This window comes from Aureibaculum marinum, from assembly GCF_003813905.1.
In the GTDB taxonomy this organism is placed as follows: domain Bacteria; phylum Bacteroidota; class Bacteroidia; order Flavobacteriales; family Flavobacteriaceae; genus Aureibaculum; species Aureibaculum marinum.
On record NZ_RPFJ01000005.1, the window covers coordinates 132,737 to 154,654 of the forward strand.

The 21,918-nt window shown below is 35.9% G+C and carries 14 protein-coding genes and 2 pseudogenes; 4 read left to right on the top strand and 12 right to left on the bottom strand.

The features are described 5' to 3' along the window. Nucleotides 1-130: 130 nt before the first annotated feature. From EGM88_RS04465 to EGM88_RS04480, 3 genes and pseudogenes are all read left to right on the top strand, one after another. Nucleotides 131-646, top strand: coding sequence for an MFS transporter (locus tag EGM88_RS04465; RefSeq protein WP_123896777.1), 516 nt, complete (start codon nt 131-133; stop codon nt 644-646). A gap of 166 nt (nt 647-812) precedes the next feature. Beyond that, nucleotides 813-1,438 (top strand): annotated as a pseudogene (locus EGM88_RS16125) (bifunctional 4-hydroxy-2-oxoglutarate aldolase/2-dehydro-3-deoxy-phosphogluconate aldolase). Further along, on the top strand, nt 1,438-3,963 hold the full coding sequence (locus EGM88_RS04480) for a glycoside hydrolase family 2 TIM barrel-domain containing protein (RefSeq protein ID WP_123896780.1): 2,526 nt from the start codon (nt 1,438-1,440) through the stop codon (nt 3,961-3,963). The pseudogene EGM88_RS16125 and the gene EGM88_RS04480 overlap by 1 nt, the downstream one beginning before the upstream one ends. Before the next feature lie 219 nt (nt 3,964-4,182). On the opposite strand, the gene EGM88_RS04485 is transcribed toward EGM88_RS04480, so the two are convergent. The 12 genes and pseudogenes from EGM88_RS04485 to EGM88_RS04540 all read right to left on the bottom strand — a co-directional run bounded on the left by EGM88_RS04485 (nt 4,183) and on the right by EGM88_RS04540 (nt 21,146). Then, nucleotides 4,183-6,663 carry a glycoside hydrolase family 2 protein gene (locus EGM88_RS04485; protein ID WP_123896781.1) on the bottom strand — a complete coding sequence of 827 codons (2,481 nt, stop codon included), beginning with the start codon at nt 6,661-6,663 and terminating at the stop codon, nt 4,183-4,185. Nucleotides 6,664-6,675: 12 nt separating this feature from the next. Next, nucleotides 6,676-7,935 (bottom strand): Ig-like domain-containing protein, encoded by a 1,260-nt coding sequence (locus EGM88_RS04490; protein WP_123896782.1) that lies wholly within the window; start codon nt 7,933-7,935, stop codon nt 6,676-6,678. Nucleotides 7,936-7,950: 15 nt separating this feature from the next. After that, a complete protein-coding gene (locus EGM88_RS04495; RefSeq protein ID WP_123896783.1) occupies nt 7,951-10,068 on the bottom strand; it encodes a beta-galactosidase in 2,118 nt (705 codons plus the stop codon). Nucleotides 10,069-10,104: 36 nt separating this feature from the next. Next, nucleotides 10,105-11,664, bottom strand: coding sequence for a sugar porter family MFS transporter (locus EGM88_RS04500; RefSeq protein WP_123896784.1), 1,560 nt, complete (start codon nt 11,662-11,664; stop codon nt 10,105-10,107). A 20-nt stretch (nt 11,665-11,684) separates the two neighbouring features. Then, nucleotides 11,685-12,803 (bottom strand): glycoside hydrolase family 117 protein, encoded by a 1,119-nt coding sequence (locus tag EGM88_RS04505; protein WP_123896785.1) that lies wholly within the window; start codon nt 12,801-12,803, stop codon nt 11,685-11,687. A 10-nt stretch (nt 12,804-12,813) separates the two neighbouring features. Continuing rightward, nucleotides 12,814-13,908, bottom strand: a complete 1,095-nt coding sequence (locus tag EGM88_RS04510) for a mandelate racemase/muconate lactonizing enzyme family protein (RefSeq protein ID WP_123896786.1) — start codon at nt 13,906-13,908, stop codon at nt 12,814-12,816. A gap of 6 nt (nt 13,909-13,914) precedes the next feature. Continuing rightward, nucleotides 13,915-15,369: an aldehyde dehydrogenase gene (gene aldA / locus EGM88_RS04515; protein ID WP_123896787.1), complete on the bottom strand. Its 1,455-nt coding sequence runs from the start codon at nt 15,367-15,369 to the stop codon at nt 13,915-13,917. A 10-nt stretch (nt 15,370-15,379) separates the two neighbouring features. Continuing rightward, nucleotides 15,380-16,843, bottom strand: a complete 1,464-nt coding sequence (locus EGM88_RS04520; RefSeq protein WP_238988374.1) for a sulfatase — start codon at nt 16,841-16,843, stop codon at nt 15,380-15,382. A 126-nt stretch (nt 16,844-16,969) separates the two neighbouring features. Beyond that, nucleotides 16,970-17,071 (bottom strand): annotated as a pseudogene (locus EGM88_RS04525) (SDR family oxidoreductase); the annotation flags it as partial. Between the two features lie 228 nt (nt 17,072-17,299). Then, on the bottom strand, nt 17,300-18,094 hold the full coding sequence (locus EGM88_RS04530) for a gluconate 5-dehydrogenase (protein WP_123896788.1): 795 nt from the start codon (nt 18,092-18,094) through the stop codon (nt 17,300-17,302). Nucleotides 18,095-18,124: 30 nt separating this feature from the next. Continuing rightward, nucleotides 18,125-19,141 (bottom strand): zinc-dependent alcohol dehydrogenase, encoded by a 1,017-nt coding sequence (locus EGM88_RS04535; RefSeq protein ID WP_123896789.1) that lies wholly within the window; start codon nt 19,139-19,141, stop codon nt 18,125-18,127. A 358-nt stretch (nt 19,142-19,499) separates the two neighbouring features. Further along, nucleotides 19,500-21,146: a tetratricopeptide repeat protein gene (locus EGM88_RS04540; RefSeq protein WP_123896790.1), complete on the bottom strand. Its 1,647-nt coding sequence runs from the start codon at nt 21,144-21,146 to the stop codon at nt 19,500-19,502. 548 nt (nt 21,147-21,694) lie between these two features. On the opposite strand from EGM88_RS04540, the gene galT reads away from it, so the two are divergent. After that, nucleotides 21,695-21,918: galactose-1-phosphate uridylyltransferase (gene galT / locus EGM88_RS04545; protein WP_123896791.1), on the top strand; the 224-nt coding region annotated here is incomplete at its 3' end.

Sequence of the window (21,918 nt, forward strand, 5' to 3'; positions counted from 1 at the left end):
ATGTAATTTAGAAACCCCACCTTTATATAATTACGAACTAGACAAAAACTAAACACTACTATATTTTTAACCACTTAACAAGTCATACCTTTTTATTACAATGTATATTGTGGTGACAATTTTTTTAGCTATGGCAAAACAAACTGGAAAACGCTACAACTTACCATTTAAAGTGTTTACAATATTGACAACCAGACATTTACGCGGAAAAAATATATCTATAGCGGCTTTTACCATAAGAAAAGAACTAAATTTATCAACTGTTCAAATGGGATTCATTTTTTCCGCATTCGCATGGATATACTCTATACTTCAAATTCCTGGTGGAATAATAGTAGATAAGGTAAAATCTAGAATATTGTATCCTATTATATTAATCCTTTGGACTATTGCTACTTTAATACAAGGTTTTGTAAATCCTCTTTCATCTTTAATAGGTCTAAGAGCTGCCATAGGAGTTTTCGAAACACTTTCGTACTCTTTGAATAATAAAATTATTACAAATTGGTTTCCTGAGAAAGAAAGAGCTAGTACAATTGCAGTTTATATTTCAGGACAACTTATAAGTTTAGCATTTTTAACCTCTGTTTTAGTAATAATACAGGATGCTTTAGGATGGAGAGATTTATTTATTGTATCTGGATAAATAAGTATAATATGGGCTTTTATTTGGTATTTTTATAATTGATAAAAACGGCAAACATTTAGGTGCCATAAAGACTAATTAATTAACATCAAATTGTACTTTCAATGACGATGAATCTATTTTAGATGTTCCTTGTCATGAATTAATATTAAGAATTAAAATAACTATGAACCAATTTTCAGAAAAACTTTTTTCTAAAACTCCAATTGTTGGAATTTTAAGAGGTTATGACAAAGAAACTGTATTAAGCATTTCTAGAGTATTTGTTAACCCCGGTTTTACCAACCTAGAAGTTACTAAAAACTCACCTAATGACTACGGTATTATTGAAGAATTGGTTGCTGAATTTGAAGGAAAATTAAATATTGGTTGCGGTACAATTCTATCAATAAAAGATGCTAGAAAAGCAATAAAAGTAGGAGCAAGTTTTATAGTTACACCAATAGTAGAGAAAAAAGTGATTAAGTATTGTGTTAAAAAAATCTGCCTATTTTTCCAGGAGCTTTTTCACCTACAGAAATTCATAATGCATGGAAATGGGGAGCTAAAATGGTAAAAGTTTTTCCTTCCGCAAATATGGCTCCTAGTTATTTGAAAAATGTATCTGCTCTCTTAGATTTTATAGATTTAATGCCAACAGGTGGTGTATCCTTAGAAAACATACTTGAGTTTAGAAAAGCTGGTGCGAAAGCTTTTGGTATGGGAGGCTTACTTTTTGATTCTGAATTGATAAAAAATAAAGATTGGGAAGGGTTGGGGCAGCATTTCAATAAATTTCAACAACTTTTATAATGATGAAAAAATTATTAATTCTTCTAACATTTGTAATTTCAACTTTAAACTCTTGTAAAAAAGAAATACTTTTAAATAGAGAAACAGATTTTAATTTCGATTGGAAATTTACTTTAATAGAAGATACACTTTCTGTTTTCAATACCCCGTTAATAGATTCAAACTGGAAAGACATTAGGTTACCTCATGATTGGAGTGTAGAAGCTTCTTTTGACGAATCGCTAGAAGGTTGTACTGGGTACTTACCAGGAGGCGTAGCTTGGTATCATAAACATTTTTCAACACCAATTAATCCAAAAAATCAAAATGCTTTTATTCTTTTTGATGGTGTATATAACAATGCTAAATTTTGGATAAATGGGCATTATTTAGGTGAAAATCCATATGGATATTCTCCTGTATATTTTGATCTTACAGATAAGCTAAACACCAATGGAGAAGATAATATATTAAGTGTTTATGTAGATCATTCGAGATATGCAGATAGTAGATGGTACACGGGAAGTGGAATTTATAGAAACGTAAAATTAATTACAACTAACAAACTTCACATTCCTATATGGGGCACTTTTGTAACCACTCCAGAAATAACAAAAGAAGTAGCGAAAATTAATATAGAAATAACAGTTAAAAATGACAATTCGAATTCTGAATCTTATGAAATAGAAACCAATATTTTAGATAAATCTGATTCTATTGTTACCTCTTCAAAACAAAAAAAAGAGATTAAACCTGATGAAGAACAGATTATTAATTTACAAGCCTTTGTTAACAAGCCTACATTATGGAATGTTAATACCCCATACTTATATAAAGCCCAAACTATACTTAAAAAAGCAGGTAAAATTATAGGTTTGTACGAAACTCCATTTGGAATTAGAAGCATAAAACACTCTAAAAAAGAGGGCTTATTAATAAATGGAATACCAACTTTAGCTAAGGGAGTCTGCCTACATCACGATGCCGGAATTGTAGGTTCTGCTGTTCCAAAAGAAGTTTGGAGACGAAGATTACTATTACTTAAGCAAGGTGGTGTAAATGCCATAAGAACTTCACATAATCCATTTTCTAAAGAGTTTTTAGATTTATGTGATGAATTGGGTTTTTTAGTTCAAGCTGAACTATTTGACGAATTTGATTACCCAAAAGATAAACGGTTAAATTATCATGAAAGAAAGACTGATTATATAACTACTGGCTATACAAAAAAATTCCATAAATGGGGTAAAAGTGATGTAACAAGAACCATTTTAAGAGACAGAAATCATCCTAGTATATTTGAATGGAGTATTGGAAATGAAATAGAATGGACTTACCTTAATTATAGATATGTTACCGGTTTTTGGAAAGACCCAGAAGATTCTCAAAACTCTGGAAACTATTGGGGATCTTCACCAATATTTTCTCCTGATGAATTAAAAAAAAGATATAATAATTCAAAAAAAGGTGAATATATATTAGCAGAAACTGCTAAAAAAATTAATGCTTGGGTAAAAGAATTGGACACTACTCGTAAAACAACGGCAAATTTGGTAATTCCACAAGTTAGTCACATAAGTGGTTATGCAGATGCTGTAGATTTGGTAGGTTATAGTTACAGAAATATAGATATTCCATGGGCAAACAAACATTTTCCTCATAAGCAAATCACAATAAACGAATGTCCAGGCTCATGGGAAGATTGGAAAACAGTTACAGACAACCCAGAAGTTTATAGCATGTATATGTGGTCCGGAATTGCATATTTAGGAGAAGCTCATAATCAATGGCCTAAGAAAGTATTTTTAGGTGATATGCTAAATCTTGCAGGTTTTAAAAACCAGGGTTTTAATTATTTTAAAAGTATTTGGGTTGATAAACCTCATGTTTCTATAGGTACAATTCCTTTGAAGAAATCTGGGTTCCATATTAATAAAGACGGAAAAGTAAAAGCAGATTCTGATGGGTCATATCGTTGGAGAAATTCCAATATGCACTGGAATTACATAAAGGGAGACTCTGTTTTAGTAGAAGTAAATACAAATCAAAAAGAAGTAGAATTATTTTTGAACGAAACATCATTAGGAATTAAAAGATTAATAGACAATAAAGATCATATTTTAAGATGGTTTGTGCCTTTTACTGAAGGTAAACTTACTGCAAAGACAACTAACAGTTCGGCTTCAGCAATATTAGAAACCACTACAAAACCAACTCAATTTTCTTTTGAATCGGACAAAAAAGAATTAAATGCAGATGGTTATGATGTGGCTCATTTAGTAGTACAGTTAAAAGATAATAAAAACAGAGACGTAAAAACCTTTAATAAAAAGGTAACTTTTAAAATTGAAGGAGAGGCAAAGTTATTGGGAGTGGATAACGGACTACCAGAAAATGTTCAAAAATTTCAATCGAATACAATTATAACTGGTGATGGAAGATGTTTATTAATTATTCAATCTATTAGAGGTAAAAGAGGATTAATTAAAGTGATTGCTTCTATAGACGGATTTAGTAATCAGGAAGTACAAATAAGTATAAAATAAATTTTAAATACCTTTTCAATTTTGAAATTATCATTTTTTTTTATGCTTAAAACTAGTATTTCCATATCCAAATAAAAATCTATAAACTTAATATAATCAATTCCTAAGCAAAAGTCCTGTTTCTGTACTACTTTATTTTACTCATTAAATAATAAAAAGGAAATTTTCGACTTAAGTCAAAAATTTCCTTTTACAAATTAAACAATACCTTATTTGTATTTATTCAAAACCCCTTGCGATGGGCATTTTTTGATCTGCCTCTGGCAAATCCTCCTCAGCACCTAAACTAGGATAATATCTAAAGTAATTGGCCCAACCGTATTTCTGTTTGATGTCAAAGGCTTCCAAACCAATAGCCCGTAGTTCTTTTTTGTCTTTTTCTTTATCAGCCACTAGTAACATATAGTCATTTTTCGATAAAACATTTCCGTTGCCGTCGACCAATGTCATTTCGGCGTAAAACTTATCGCCGATGTTACCCGGAACCTTACATGAAACATCCACAAATTTGGCCGAGCTGTCACCACCGATTTCCGCAATATCAAACGATTCTTCCTTGATGACGGATTTATCGTTGTCTAAAAATTTGATGGTGGCCTTACAGTTCTTATAAGAGCTGTAATAATCGTTTACCACCCATAATTCCCCTTTAAACTCTTGCCCGGGCAGCCAACGCCTATTGTAATGCTTCATGGTAAGCAAAACAGGTTGATACGCTTTTCGCACATAATCAAAAGATTGTTTTTTCTCTTGGTAGTAATCTACGATTCCCCATTTCATGTCCGGGGCAAAAGTGATGTAGTGACAGATACAGATAGCACTTGTCTTGGGTTTTCTCGTTCTAAAATGCTCCAGTGCGTATTGAAAGATGACGCCTTGAGCAATCTGTGTTGCTTCAACAAATTTTTCGAAACCATCCCTACTTTGATCACCTAAAACCTCGAAATTCAAGGTTCTTAAAGCGTCAAAATCGGTCCAATGATGTCCCCAACTTGGTCCTGGAGGCCAAATTTCATTGGCCGGGATAAATTTCTTGATACTTTCCACGTTCGGGCAGGATGAAATCGCCAATTCTGGAATTACGGCATAATCCAAGCTTGGAAAATACTCTTCCATTACAAATTCCCCTTCTCCATAGAACAGGTCATTGGCATGGAAACTCTCGTTGGGCTTAAAGCCTAAATTTAAACCGACCTCATCACTTAATGGGGAAGAAGGAAGGAAATGTAAGGGCGTGTAAGGCTTGATCGCTTCTCCTAGTCCGTTTACAAATTCCAGATTGTGTTCCGGATCGGAAGCTGTCATGAACAACTCTTCGGAACCTTCCAACAACACGATACAAGGATGGTTACGTTGGGCTTTGACCGATGCAATAGCTTCTGCATATACCGCTTCCTTAAATTCTTCGTCCTTGGGCAAGGATAAACTGGCCAAAGGCAACACATCCTGCCAAACCGTTATACCGGCCTCGTTACATAATTTGTAGAACAAGGGTATTTCTTCGGGGTGCCAACCAAAGATTCGTAAATTATTAAAATTGGCCTCTTTGGCTAAACGGATCAATTCTTTGTATTTGCTAGGGTGGGCACGTCCCATAAAGATGTCCGGTGGGCCTCCCCAAGTTCCTGAACGCATAAAATGGCGTTTGCCATTGATCATTACCGTCCATGGATTTTCAACTTGATCTCTGGTAAATCCTGGATTATGCTCCATTTTTACCTCCCTGATACCAAAAGAGGTATCCGTGGTATCCAGTAAGGTATCGTCGTCTTCCGTAACGGTAACTTTGGCGTTATACAGGTTTTGCTCACCTAAATCCCAAGGCCACCACAATTTGGCATCGTCGATATCCAAACCGATCTCGTAGTTGTTGGTTCCTTCCGAAACTTTTACTTTTTGTTGTGTTTTATAGGTTTTGGATTCGAAGTTCTCACCTTCTACCTCAATATTTAAAACAACTTCCCTTTCTGTAGCTTCATGGTTTTTAAGCTCAATTTCTATATCCAGTTTCGCCGAATCTTTAGAAGTAATATTAGACTTTACATAGGTATCCTCTATGGTTACCTTTCCTGTTGCTTCCAAGCGAACAGGTTTCCAAATTCCTGTGGGCGGCAAACTTACCCAATAATCGCCATGCCATGCCGGTTTTCGGCCTGCAACTTGGCTATAACGTCTTGGTGCAGGATGTAAGCGTATCATTAACACATTGGTTCCAAAACGTAGGCTTTCAAAGCGAATCGTATCAGAAACATCAAACTTGAACTGGGAGAACATACCCTCATGCGAACCTAAAAAATGGCCGTTCAACCATACATCACAGCCAAAATCGACCCCGTCAAAAACTAATTGAATGTGTTTGCCAAACATGTTTTTCGGAACATCGAACTGGCGTTTGTACCACCATTCGTTTTCTGGCACCCATTTGGCTTTTAAGCTGTTTCTTCCGAAATGGGGATCTTCAATTCTACCGGCCCTCCATAGATCTGTATATACATCACCGGGCACTTTGGCATAGCTCCAATTAAAAGCATCGCCTGTAATGTCAAAATTGAGTTCGTGAAATCCTATTTTTACACCTTCACCGGGCCGTATTCCTTCAAACTGCCAGTTGTTGCCACTCAAGTCAAAAACAACCTTTTCGTTGGTTTCCTCACCTTGTGCAGATAAATACTCCCTTTCTTCTTGGCTTATATTTTTCATTATTTATATATTTTATTTATCTTCTAATTTCCAAGTTCTAACCCAATCAATTTTCATAGTATTAATTGAGTCGTTGTTTAAATCTGTTCTAGTAGGAAGACCTCCTAACCAACCAGCTTCATTGGTCCATAAATCGAATATTATTTGTAATTCTCTGGTAAACTCTCTATCATAGGTATTTCCATCTTCATGCTCTCCAACTACAACACTACCTGCAGGCTCACCATTTAAATAGAATTGAATGTTTTTTGAATCTTTCCACCAAACTCCAAACGTATGGTAATCTTCATTCCAACCTGTATTTTTTAATGGATTTACAGAAGATAAATTTGATCTTAAAAAGTTTCCTTTATTTCTAACTGTTTGAGGTGTTTCATTTTCATCAGCTTGAAAATATTGCGAGTTCATTTGATTTGGAAAATCATCTGCATTACAGTTAGTACATGAAGGATTCGAATTATTCTCAATAATATCAATTTCATCTCTATTATTTATATCGCCATTATTTAACCAATATGTATTATAGGCTGAAATATGTGAAGATTTTATTCTTGCTTCAGTATACATAGGATAACTTGTTTTTGCAACAGAATGAATTCTAGCCGTTTGAAACCATCTTTCTTCTAGGTTATTTTCATTTAAAGTTGCTTTTATCCATAATTTACCATCTGTAACACCTGAGTTTTCTTCAGAAGTTGACATAAATACTGGAACATCATAATTCCAAGTAGATTTAAACCATTTAGTGGCATCCCAAGTATCAAACTCATCAGACATAGATTCTAATTTCACCCATTTTTTCCCTTCAGGAGTTGTATCTTCAATAGAAGTAAAGGAAGGAAAGTTTGGATCTATATTGTTAAAACTTTCGGCAGAAGGCTCAAATTCTGTGACATTAACAGAAACTGTTGCGGTATCTGTATCTCCATCAATATCACTTATTTCATAAGAAAAACTATCATCACCAAAAAAATTGGCATTAGGTATATACTCAAATATGCCATCACTTATTTCAGTGACGCTTCCATTGGAAGCAGAAGAATTTAAACTATAATTATCATTATCGCCTCCATCATTCCCTAATAAATCATTGCCAGATACATCGATTTGGTTTGAAGTTCCTGAGCCACTGTTTTCTTCCACAGTTAAAGCATCATTAACGGCAGTTGGTGTATCATTGGTGTCTTGTGGATCGCCATTACTTGACGAACTGGTACAATAGCTCAACAGTGAAGCTGCAAATATTAATGGGAATATTTTTTTTTGTAACATAATTTTTTTATTTTTTTAAATGTTATTTGTCCTATACTCATATAAAGAGTAAGTTGTCTCTTTTACCTTTTCAATCAATTCCTCATAAGGATTATCACATATATCCAAAAAACCTACGTTGTAATTCTCTCCATCGAAACGCCCCGTATTAGGTTCATCTATGTATTGAAACCAATGTGCACCAACAATATTTGGATGCTTTAAGGCTCCCTGGATATAGTCTTGAAACATTTGACCGCGTTCCGCTTGATCCTTTGCTTTTTTAATTCCTACATGAAAACTGCCTCTATCCAATGCCCCAAAATGAAACTCACCTATCATTACGGGTTTGTCCACGCCTTCAGGAAGTTTAAAATCGGCAACACTGTATTCGTATTTATTAAAACTTATAATGTCTAAATATTCGCTTGCCGCAGTTAAAACAACGTCGTTGTTCGCCCAAGCAAAACGACAACCTAAATAATTTTGATTGGGGGCTACTTTTTTAAGCTCTTCGTTAATGGTCTTGAAATAGGTTTTTGCTATTTTCTCGTAAAAGGCCACCAAATCTGCCTTAGCCTTTTCGTGATCAGGTGATGCGGTAGCCTTCAATAGAGCTTCCCATGATTGGTAATCCGTGCCCCAAACCTTGTTCAACTTATCTATTTGGACGTATTTTCTTTTTAGGTCATTTACAAATACTTTTTTGGCATATTGGGTCGCCGGACTTTTAAGCGTACCAATAGATAATGAACCCAATTGCCCCCAAGACAATTCGTTATCTACGAAATAACCAATGCAATAAGGGTCATTAGCTCCCTCTTTTTGTGAAAGGATGGAATTGCGGACCGCAACCCTGAACGAAGGGTCGAACACATCGTGGAATTCCCCCCAAAATCCTTCCGAACCTTCGATTTTAGGCGTGTCATTTATCCAAACGGAACCTACGTAAGGTGTTCGGTGTTGCCTTGTCGCCCCAAAATCAGACATGAATCCAATGGTATTCATACCCCAATCCTTTATACGCTTATGGGCTACATCTTGAAACGTGGCCAACCAATCATCGCCATACTTTCTGTAGAGGTTACTTTGATAAAAATTGTAGGTATCGTAAGGCAATTTATCTTTATAGAACCCGTGGATCGCAAAGCTTCCCTTTCCGTAAAATTGTCCAAAATCACTGTCCTTTCCGGGCAAGTTGGCAAAATAATTTTCACGATGTGAAATACCGGTAAATACGGCATCAGAAGCCACACAGTTTAAACCTACCGTCCAGAACAAATAGCCTTCCGGATCTACAATCCACCATTTGCCATCTACTTTTTCGGTTCTAAAAAAACCGGTTGCCTCAAGTTTTGGACCGCCCGTCCACCCTCCGAATGTTCCACGTTCTTTAGGCCCCGTCGCTTTTGATAAATAGTCCAGCTCCAATTTTGCCTTTTCTTTCAATTCGATATCAGAAAGCATTTTACCCTTCCAATTATCATGAATATACTGGCCAAACTCATCTATAAATGGGAAGAAATTATCTGGACTTCTTTCTTCATATTTACCTTCGGCCCATACATTGTCTACGGTAAAACTATTAGATTGAGTCGCATATCTCGAACAAAAGGTCAATTCGGTTACCTGGGTCAAGTTCGCCTTAATTTTACCTGGAACACCCCGCATTCCTTTTACATCAATTTGCGGTTTGAAAATCCAAGGGGTCCAAGCCAAATCGACAACAATAGTCTTGCTTTCTCCCGGAGCTAGATCAACGTAGTCGGAACAATACCACCTCAGCAAGCCATCGGGATCGTTACCTACGAACAGCTCCACTTGCATTTTTTCGTCACCAACATTCGAAACATCAGCCCTTATCTGATAATATCCTGACAAATCCCAAGGTTTGTTTTCTGGGCTCAAAAGTTTTACCCCGGTTTCCCTTAAGGTAAAACCGTTGTTGACCTGTATATGGCTATTATCTTTGTCCTTGACCAACTTAAACGTGGCGTCCTGGGGTTTCACAAATTCAGTCTGTGCCTGATCTTCAAAATCGAACAGCACCAATCTATGCACCTCCTCTTTATTAAACCTTGAATTACAACTAATTGCAACCAAAAAGATAAACCCCATACCCCCTACTTTTGAAAATATCCTTGTTAAATCCATTTTTCTATATCAGAATTTTTAAAATTGACATGCTCCCTATTTGACTAATAATTTTTCTAGCTCTTCAAGAGACTTTCCTTTGGTTTCGGGCACTTTAAACCATATAAACAGGAATCCTATTACGGCAAACAGTCCGAATAACAAGAAGGTCATGGCGTTGCCCAATATGGAGAGTTCCCACGGAAATAAAAGTTGTACCAAAAAACCAACTCCCAAATTAGCAAAGCCGACAAATGCAATTGCCAATCCACGTATTTTAGTAGGAAACAATTCAGAAAACAGTACCCACATTACTGGCCCTATGGACATCGCATAGGCTCCAACAAAGCCGATAATTCCAATAAGAATCAGTAAAGTATTCATTTTTGCAGCAGCAGTAACCAAGGTTGCTTCGTGCACTTTGGCATTATCTTCACCCAAAGTAGAAACAAGTGCAGCCTTAAAATCGATATCATTTTCAAAAAGTTCGTCTTGAAGTTGTGTAATTTGTGCTTGATTTATTTCTTTTGGAAGTGCTGCTATAGCATCTTCGGTAAGGGTATAGGTGGCATTGTTAAACCCATAGCTTAAAAGGAACAAGCAGAACGCAATGCCCATCATTCCAATAATTAATAACGGTTTTCTGCCAAACTTGTCAATTACCAGCATGGCAACAATTGTAAAACCTAGATTGGTAACACCTACCAATGCAGCTTGAATAAAAGAAGCGTCAGTACCAATACCAGTCTGTTCGAAAATCATAGGGGCATAAAACAAAACGGCATTAATCCCCACAATCTGTTGAAAAATCCCAACGATAAGCCCAATAATAATCACTTTTCGCATGGACTTGTTGAACAGGTCTGCAACCTTTGATTTTTCTTTCTTTTTGTCTTCGTTTATACTTTGCTCGACCTCATTAATCTGCTCTATCGCTTTTTCTTCGGAGACTACCTTGTTCATAACTTCCAAAGCCTCTCCTCTTTTGTTCTGGGTCATGAGCCATCTCGGACTTCTGGGCACCATCATGAGTCCCAGGAAATAAAATATAGCTGGTAAAGTTTCTAATCCCAACATCCACCTCCAGTTCCACTTATCGAAGCCTATAGTTTTTGCCCATTCCATATCCGAATTGCCCCATTTTAAGATCAAATAATTCGTAAAAAATGCAATCGAGATACCGATAACGATGTTCAACTGGTTAAACGACACCAACTGCCCGCGTTTTTCAGGAGGAGAAACTTCCGCTATGTACATGGGAGCAATAATCAATGCGGCACCAACACCAAGTCCACCAATCATCCTAAAAATGATCAACCAAAAGAAATTACCTGCCAGTGCGGAACCCAAGGCAGAAACTATAAATAATATTGCAGCAACTTTTAGAAGTTTTCTTCTACCATGCTTATCGCTCATGGGACCAGCTATTATCATCCCTAAAGCTGCTGTAAGGGTTATTGAACTTACTGCCCAACCCAATTGGATTTTTGATAGGTTAAACTCAGGTTCGATGAATTTTACGACTCCAGAAATCACCGAAGCATCAAACCCTAATAAAAATCCGCCCAAAGCGACTATTGCTGCTATGCGTATCGTGTATAATTGCTTACCTGACATATATTTGTTTTTTAATTAATCTATTCTCCTCTTTCTCCTTTTGCGGTATGGTGTTTCATTTCCCAGGTGGTGAACCTTTGAATGTACTGGTAATCATCATTCATATACTTATGGGTCAACCCCCATCGTAAAATATGGGTCGGATGTATTTCAGCATCCACCGATCTATTAAGACCAATGGCGTGGGGAGCACCTTTTACGACCGATTTTATTTCAAAGTTGATACCATCGGGAGACCATTGTACCGTATTTTTTTCCGGTCCATCGGTAGTGATCAGGGAAGCGATTCCTCCCTTATATTTCCAGACACAAATTTCATGTCCACTATTTGAAATTGGGTTGTAGGGCGATTTTAAATAAGGCCCTTTCGGATGGTCGGCAATGGCGACCCCGTGTCTAATTTGCCGTCCACCAAAGGTTATTGCCTCGCCCATTTGCTCCCCTTTGTAGTACAAATAGAATTTTCCATTATATGGGATAATACAAGGATCGTGCACCTTATGGCTATCAAAATCGCCTTTTTTTATTACGGCAAACCTGTTATCGGCCTCCCCTTTCCAAATTCCATTATCCGCCGGACTTAAAATAGGTTCTTCGCTTTTGGTCCAAGGACCGTGGGGCGAATCGGACCAAGCCAAGCCTACCTGGTTTTTAACCCTTACAGTATACGGGCATTTTACCGTTTGATAGCTTAGGTAATACATTCCGTTATACTCCATAATCTCGGGCGTAAAAACGGACCTATCATCGTAAGCTCCGTCTTCTCCACGTTTTACGGCTGGGCCTTCTTCTGTCCATGTGATGCCATCGGGAGAAGTGGCGTACCAAATATCGCACCTGTCCCAAGGGAATACCTTGCTCGTTTTGATATCCCCGGCAAAGCCATCGGTAGGACCTATCGATTTTGAATACCAAACAAAGTATTTGCCTTGATACTTGATCATGGCACTCGGGTCTCTTCGTACCACACCTTCCTCGTATGCCAGATCGCCCTTTAGATCTTCAACCTCATATTCAAAAAACCATTCGTTGCCCAAATCCATGGGCCACTTTAGTGCCCGCTTACTCGCTGCACTGAGATAGTCTCTATTAGTAATCCCCAAAAAATCTAATTGTTCGTCCGAAATTTCTTTACTCATATACTCAGGTTTATTTTTGTTCGTAGGGCTGTAGTTTATCCCAATTAAAAATGACTCCCGTTCCTGGGTAGTCTGGTGCCACGGCCCTATGATTTTCTACCACCAAAGGTCGCATGGTATATTCGTCAATTGGAAAGCTATGTACTTCTAACCAGCCTGCATTTGGTTGTGATGACACTAAACTTACGTGTAACTCTTGCATGCCGTGCGAACATGCGGAAATATTGTATTCCTTGGCCAATTTGGCTGCGGCCAACCATCCCGTAATACCTCCACAATTGGAAGCATCGGGTTGTACGAAAGATAATTTTGATTGCTCCATGGCATATTCAAATTCATGAATGGTATGCAAGTTTTCGCCCATCGCCAAGGGAAAACCTGTTTTATCCACAATTTCACCATAGCCTTTATAATTATCCGGTATAATGGGCTCTTCAAACCAAGTTATATCATATTGCCTAAAACCTTCAATAGCTTTTATGGCCTTATCTACAGTCATAGAATAGTTGGCATCGACCATGAATGTAACGTCTGGACCAATATATTCTCTAACCGCTTTTATACGTGCCAGATCTTCCTCGAGGTTTTCTCGACCTATCTTGATTTTTACTGCATTAAAACCTTTTTCAAGATACCCTTTCATATTATTCAAGAGTTTTTCTAAGGGAAACATAAGGTCGATTCCCCCACAATATGCCTTGCAGGTATTGTTTGCTCCGCCAGCTACTTTCCAGAGGGGTTGCCCAAGTTTTTTACATTTTATGTCCCAAAGTGCTATGTCTACGGCCGAAATGGCGAAAGATGCTATTCCGCCCCTTCCTACATAATGAATATGCCATTCAAGAAAATCATATATACCATCGATATCGGCTCCGTCCTTTCCTATTAAAACATTAGTAAAATCATGCTCTACCATGGCTTTAATGGCATAGCCTCCTTTTCCTCCGGTATAGGTATATCCGGTGCCTTCACTACCGTCTTCCAGTGTAACGGTAACAGTTATCAATTCAAAATGATAATGGTCTCCATGTTTGGCGTCGGACATGACTTCAGGCAATGGCACCGTGAATAAACGCGTATCGATTTTAGAAATTTTAGTACTCATGGTCGGTTATGCTTTATGTCTTACGTAAAAAGTTTTCTTCTCCATGTATTGTTCAAATCCATATTTACCATCTTCACCACCTGAACCCGATAGCTTATAGCCATTATGGAAACCTTGATGCTGTTCGCCATGCCCGCGATTTATATAGATTTCACCATACTCCAATTCATCGTTACATTTCATTATGGTGCTCATATCATTTGTAAATACCATGGCCGCCAAACCATATTCACAATCGTTGGCATACCCCATCACCTCTTCAAAAGTCTTAAATTTTAACACCGGTAAAATGGGGCCAAAAGATTCTTCATGAACTATGGTCATATCTTGCGATACATTGGTAAGTACGGTAGGTTCAAACCAATATCCTTTCTCGAATTGCTTTCCTTCTGGGCGTTTACCTCCTGTGGCAACCGTAGCACCTTCTTCAATACTCACTTTTACCAAATGCTCCATATGCTCAAGTTCAGCCTTGTTTACTTTAGGCCCCATATCGGTATCCTCAAGCATAGGGTCCCCTACTTTTAAGGCTTTGGTTGCCGCTATAAATTTCTCCATAAAGACCTCATAAATATTCTCATGTACATACATGCGTTCGTTACAGGTACATACTTGTCCGCAGTTATCGAACCTTGAATGTAAAGCGGCTGCTACGGCCTCATCTATATCGGCATCTTCAAACACGATAAAGGGTGCTTTGCCTCCTAGTTCCAATTGAATGTGCGTTAAATTTTGGGCAGCGTTTCGGGCTATTTGTTGACCAACTGGAGTTGAGCCCGTCATTGTTACCATTTTAGTAATCGGACTTTCAACCAATGCATTTCCCATAGCCCTACCCGGACCGGTTAAAATATTAATGACCCCCTTCGGAATTCCTACTTTATTAGCCATATTACCTAATTCTAGAGTAGCTAATGGAGTTTCTGAAGTTGGTTTTATAACCAAGGTGTTACCCGCTACTAATGCTGGACCTAATTTTCTACCTGCTAGTGCAAAAGGAAAATTCCAAGCTGTAATAGCCACCACTACACCACGAGGTATTTTTTGAATCCATATTTGCTCATTAGGATTATCCGAGGGAATAATATCTCCCTCGATTCTTCGAGCACCTTCCGCGGCATACTCGATAAAAGAAGCACAAACGGCAACTTCACCTTTTGCCACTTTTAAAAGTTTACCCTGTTCCTTAACCAATAGTTCAGCTAAATAATCTGTATTGGCCTTTATTTCTGCAGCTAGCTTATAAAGTAGTTCCCCACGTTGGCGGGTCGGCATTTTTTTCCATTCCTTTTGAGCCTTATTCGCAGCTTCTAGGGCTTCATGTGCTTCTTTTACCGTACCGTTTTGTACCCTAGCTACAATTTCTTCGGATGTTGGACTAATGACATCAATGGTTTCACCTGACTTAGACGTTCTCCATTCACCATTAATAAAAAGTTGATATTCCTTAATTTGTTCCATATTCTAAAGATTAATTTTGTACCTTTTTCTTTCTATAATTATCCATTCTCATTACCGCTTTCCCTTCAAACTCCCGTCTTAATTGCCAAAGTGGCCTTTCTAAAGTCAATTCCCAATCAAATAGCTGTTTAAATAGTTCTTTTACTTTTTCTGGATATTGTACCGCCAGATTATTTATCTCAGAAATATCTTCTTGCAAATTGTAGAGCTCTGCGGGACGATCTGGAAAACGGATCAACTTCCAATCCATATTTCTAATGGCCGCCCTGTTTTCTTTCTTCCAAAAAAGCACTTTATGCGGACGGGTCTTATTTTCCCCTTTTACGTACGGGAGTAGGTTTACACCGTCCAATCCTTGTATTTCATTCACATCGCCACCTGCTGCCGTTAAAAAAGTGGGAAAAAGATCTAAGGAGCTAATGGGGTAGTTATATGTTCCTTTGGTTTTAATTTGCTTGGGCCAAGACATTAAAAAAGGAACTCTTATTCCCCCTTCTAAATGATTTGCCTTGGTACCGCTTAACGGACTATTGTCCGAATCGTTGGCATCGGATGGTCCTCCGTTATCATTGGTAAAGACAACCAATGTGTTTTCTGAAAGTCCCAATTTGTCCAACTCATCCAATACGGCCCCTATAGCACGATCCATGGCCAATGTCATGGCTGCCAATGTTTTTCTTTTACCTTTTAGTTTTGGGAATTGCCTTAAATCTTTCTCTAAAGCTTCCGTTGGCGCATGTACTGCGTTAAAGGAGAGATAAATAAAAAATGGATTTTCTTTATTACGGTTCATGAAAGAAATTGCTTCCGTGGCCAGCTCATCGGTAAGATATCCTTCATGTTCCAAGAAATTTCCAAAACCTCGTTCAAGCCTATCTTCATTTTTGACCGTAGGATTGTTCTCGTCATATGGGAAATAGCTACGTGACCCCCCTCTAAAACCATAGAATTCTTCAAACCCTCTTTTTGTAGGGTGAAAACGATCGGCATTCCCTTGATGCCATTTTCCAAAAAGAGCCGTCTTATAACCAAGTTTTTTTAAATAATCCGCAATAGTCTTCTGATCTAGAGGCAAACCCATATCGTCACCTGTAATACCAGACTTGCTCATATACCCTGGGACGTTATTCTCTTCATAACCGAATCTCTGTTGGTATTTGCCTGTTAAGATACCGGCTCTTGATGGCCCGCAAACAGCTGCACTAACATACGCCTGTGAAAATTGGATGCTTTTTTTGGAAAGCTTGTCCAACTCTGGTGTTTTAAACTCCTTACTGCCTTGAAAACCAAAATCCGCATAACCTGCATCATCCGACAAAATGAAGACAATATTCGGTTGGGTTTGTGCAGTAATATTTTGACCCCACAACGTCAAAAACAAAAAAGTAAGCCCAATTAAGAAGTTCTCTTTCTTGATAATTGAATTTAAAAACGTTGTCTTCATTTTATCTATACTCTTTTTTTCTGTCTTCATTTTATCTATACTCTTTTTTTCTATTTGATTTTACGGAAAGTAGAGGTTCACAACCCCAACTGACAAAGAGTTGGCGTTCCCTTAATACTTTCTCTTGTATTGTTATATGGTATGGCGGATGGTCGTTTATCTACCCATCCATCCCCCGTCTACAAGAACTATGGAGCCGTTCATGTACGATGACGCATCTGAGGCCAAAAACACGATCGGACCTGCAAAATCTTCGGGTGTTGGACTAATGACATCAATGGTTTCTCCTGACTTAGACGTTCTCCATTCACCATTAATAAAAAGTTGATATTCCTTAATTTGTTCCATATTCTAAAGATTAATTTTGTACCTTTTTCTTTCTATAATTATCCATTCTCACTACCGCTTTCCCTTCAAACTCCTGTCTTAATTGCCAAAGTGGCCTTTCTAAAGTCAGTTTCCAAGCAAATAGTAGTTAATTATCAATTATATCTCATTTTCTCCTTTTACATAACCGAAGTTTGCTAAGATACCTCCGTCAACATAAAGCACTTGACCATTTACAAAATCTGCTGCTTTAGAAGCTAAGAATAGAGATGCATTTCCTACATCTTCAGGCTCACCCCAACGATTGGCCGGAGTACGAGTCATTACCAAATCATTGAACGGATGACCACCAACACGGATTGGAGCCGTTTGTGAGGTAGCAATATATCCAGGACCTATACCATTTATTTGGAGTCCATATTTAGCCCATTCACAACACATATTCGCAGTTAATAATTTTAAACCTCCTTTTGCTGAAGCATATGCTGAAACATTTTGACGACCATAAACGCTCATCATAGAGCACATATTGATTATTTTACCTTCTCTTTGCTCAATCATTTTTGGAGCAACACGTTTGGCAACTATTAAAGGAGCTACTAAATCTACACTGATAACTTGTTCAAAATCGGATATAGGCATATCTAAAATTGGTACCCTTTTTATTATTCCTGCGTTATTGACAAGAATATTAATAGCTCCAACCTCTTCTTCTATTTTACTAATCCCTCTATCAACATCTTCTTCACTACAAACATTAAAATTAATGGTAAAAACATCTATGCCTTCTTTGGCATATTCAGCTTTACAGGATGCTAACTTTTCATCATCAATATCGTTAACACATAATTTTGCACCTGCCTTTGCTAATGCCTTACCACATGCCATACCAATTCCATGCGTTCCTCCAGTTACTAGAGCTACCTTACCCGATAAATTAAATAATTCATTCATTTTATTATATTTTTTTATTTCACTTTTTGACTACAAACTACAATCCATTAGAACTTTCATACCATCTGGGTTTTTATCAATATTTTCAAATACTGTTTGAATATTACTCAATGGTTGTACATCAGTTATCATATCTTTAAATGGCAACTTATTGGCTGCTACTAATTCTATTGCTTTTTCATAATCTTGTTTTTCGTATACTCTAGCTCCGATAAGACTTAACTCTTTCCAGAAAAATTTAAACAAGTCTACAGGCTTTTTCTCTCCATGAATAGCTACCATAACAATTCTCCCTCTAATTCCAGCCACTTCACACATTATATCTAGTGCTGGCTGTACCCCAGCAACTTCAAACACAACATCTGCTCTTTTGTTTTCAGTTTTACTTTTTACATAATCCACCAAATCTACTTCCATAGGGTTAACAGCATCAAAACCTAATTCTTTAGCCTTTTGAATTCGCTTGGGATTAACTTCAGAAATAATAACTTGGGCTCCGACCTCTTTAGCAACCATAGCTACCAACATTCCAATAGGTCCACCTCCTAATACAACAGCCGTTTCTCCTTTTACAAGTCCACTTCTACGCACATCATGTGCAGCTACAGACAAAGGCTCTATTAACGCAGCCAACTTCAAATCGGTTTCTGGTTTAAGTTTATGTAATACAAAAGAAGGTACATTCCAGTATTGTTGCATTGCTCCCTCACTATCAATTCCTATAAATTTTAAATCTTCACAGATATGGTTATACCCTTTATCAGATGATTTTACCAAGCGATCATCTAAAGGACGTACGACCACTTTTTCACCAACCGAGAAATCGGCAACACCTGGCCCAACAGCATCTATTACCCCTGACATTTCGTGACCTATTGTTTCTGGTATTGAAACACGTTTATCCATCATTCCATGGTAAATATGAACATCTGTCCCACATACTCCAACATATGCTACTTTTATACGCACTTCTCCTTTAGATGGTTCTGTAATTTCTTTTTCATGTACTTTAAAGGTTTTATTACCTTGGTATTTTGTTGCTATCATTTTATTATAATTTTATTCAACTGGTTTATGTTGTAAGCTTTTTAGTTCAAAGTCAATATTCTTTTCAATTAACAAAAGTGTAACCAACTTTATAATGAGTAAAGAGTATAAAAACTATAAGAACTGAACTTTTAAATATTTGAATTATATTAAAGAGTAGCTTTGAATTGAAAATAGCACCTAAAAATTAGCTAATGTTTTTATTATAATTCACAGCTAATTGCCAAGCTTTAAGTGTCTCAATTTAAAATTACTTCCGCTAAGTTAAATGAATTGGATAGGTAAGTGGTTAAAACAAACTAGACATAAACTAAACAAAAAAAAATTGTCTAGATTTATGTCTAGTATATGGTAATTTTTATATAGAATTTATATAGTCTTCAAGATTTGTGCTTCTAGAAAGACCCATTTTTTTTCTCAATCTATAACGAGTAGTGTGTACAGACTCAACTGATATACCTAAAAGGCGAGCCATATCTTTACTAGAAAAATTTAATTTTATTAATGCACATATTTTTTGATCTCCTTGACTTAACTTGGGGTGCTTTGAGGATATCTGTTCATAAAACTCTTTATTAACTTCAATAAATCTTAATTTAAATTCTTCCCAATTGTTATTATTACTAACCGAAATAGTTCTTAAAAGTCTATTTACTTCTTGAGTTTTTATACTACCATCTGTACCCTTAACTTTAGCCTTTAGGGTTTTCAAAAATTCATCTTTTTCTATCAATTGCAAAGCTGATGATGCTAATTCTTTATTTTTTAATTCTAATAATTCCTGAGCTTTCTTTATTTCTAGCTCTTTATTTTTTCTAATTAATAATTTCTCTGTTTTATGTTTTGATTTAAGATAATTAAAATAAACAACACCAATTATTACTAAAAACACAATTACAGCTATCAGAATAATACGCTGTAAATTTGTTATTTCTTCCTCTTGTTCTAACTGTTTTATATGCTGCAATTGAATTAAATCTTCTTGCTTTTTTTTCTCTATTCGAAATTTATCTTTTATTTCCAATAAGGATTGATTCCTTTTACTTCTACTATCAAAAATCTCTACATCCAGATTCTTTGCTTTTTGTTGATTTTCAAAAGCTTTTTTATAATCTTCTTTTCTAACATATAACTCAGTCAATTTTTCATAAATTAACGGAGTAAAATCTATATGACTATTATAATTCTCTGAATTTTGTAAAGCTTTATTATAATGAACTTCACTTTTTTTAAGATCTCCTAAATCTAGATAAATATCTCCCCAATACTTATAGACTAATACCAAATAAGAAGGATCATTTTTATTAAACCAAGGAATTAAAGTTTTTATAAGTTCTATAGCTTCATGCTTATTACCTTGAAGAGATGTCACAACAGCTTTTTCAAAATTAAGATATGCCTTATCAATAGGATTTCTACTTTCTGAATAATACAAAAAACAACTATCAATATATTGATGAGCTAATTCAATCTCTTCGGCTTCTCGATAATTAGAACTTAGTAAATAATAGTCTACTACTAAATCTCCCTTTTCTAGAACTCCTTTAGCAACTAAATCTTTATCAATTGATAAAGATTTATTCAAATATTCAAAAGACTGCTCTTTTCTTCCTGAATAACCATAAAACCTTCCTAATCTTTTATATATAACCGATTTTAACATTTCGTTGTCAATCTCATCAACTAACAACAATGCCTTCCAAAACGCATCATATGAATCCATATATTCAGCATTGGTACCAGAAATATTCGCTATTCTAAGTAAAATATCAATAGCCTTAATTGTATCTTTTGGCAACACCTGCTCAAACCTTTGCTGTAATATTACTTTTGCACTATCAGGATATTTATACCTTAATTTTTCTGCTTTTTCTGCAACACTATCAATTTTTTCAATATATTTTTCTCTTATAATTTGAGACCATGTTAGCTGAAAAGTAAAAATTAGAATGAGTAAAATTATTTTATTCACTTGCTTTAAAGGCATATATCTAGTTAATTTCATGTAATAAAATGTTTATAGAAATAGAATTAATCTTAATTACTTTTTATCACAAATATATTTTTTTGATTAATTAAAAAAAGAATCATTTTTTTCTAGTTTTTAAATGACACTCAAATTTTACGTCTTTTTTTTACATAGTTTATAAATTTAACTAGACATAAACTAGACATCAGTGTTGTTTTCTATAAATTAAACCTAATAAAAACTATGCAAGCTTATATAAAATACATTATACTAAAATGAACAATTTACTAAATTACTTGTTTTAAAAAAAATACTTGAGTATTATGTCCATATAAAATTAAATAGAGAATAAATTAAGAAAGTATACTACCGACTCCTACTCATTTTTTAATCTTTAAGATTTATTATTCTTACTCACATTATTAAAAAATATAATAAGCTGTATGGATTTTGTCTAGCCATATTTAATAATAATTATTTTAATTATTTTACCTTAGCATTCGGTTTACAAGTTATCTTAATAGACCGCTAATCATACAAAAAAAAATACCTTTTTTCTGCATCAAATTTAAAAACAAAAAAAAATGCAATCAGATTTAAAAACACATCCTCATCGTCGCTACAATATTTTAACTGGCGAATGGGTATTAGTTTCTCCGCACAGAACTAAAAGACCTTGGCAAGGAAAAACTGAGTCTTCTTCTAAAAAAGAATCCATCTCTTATGACCCTAGTTGCTACCTCTGCCCTACAAACACTAGAATTAATGGAGAAATTAATCCTGATTATAAAAATACCTTTGTTTTTAA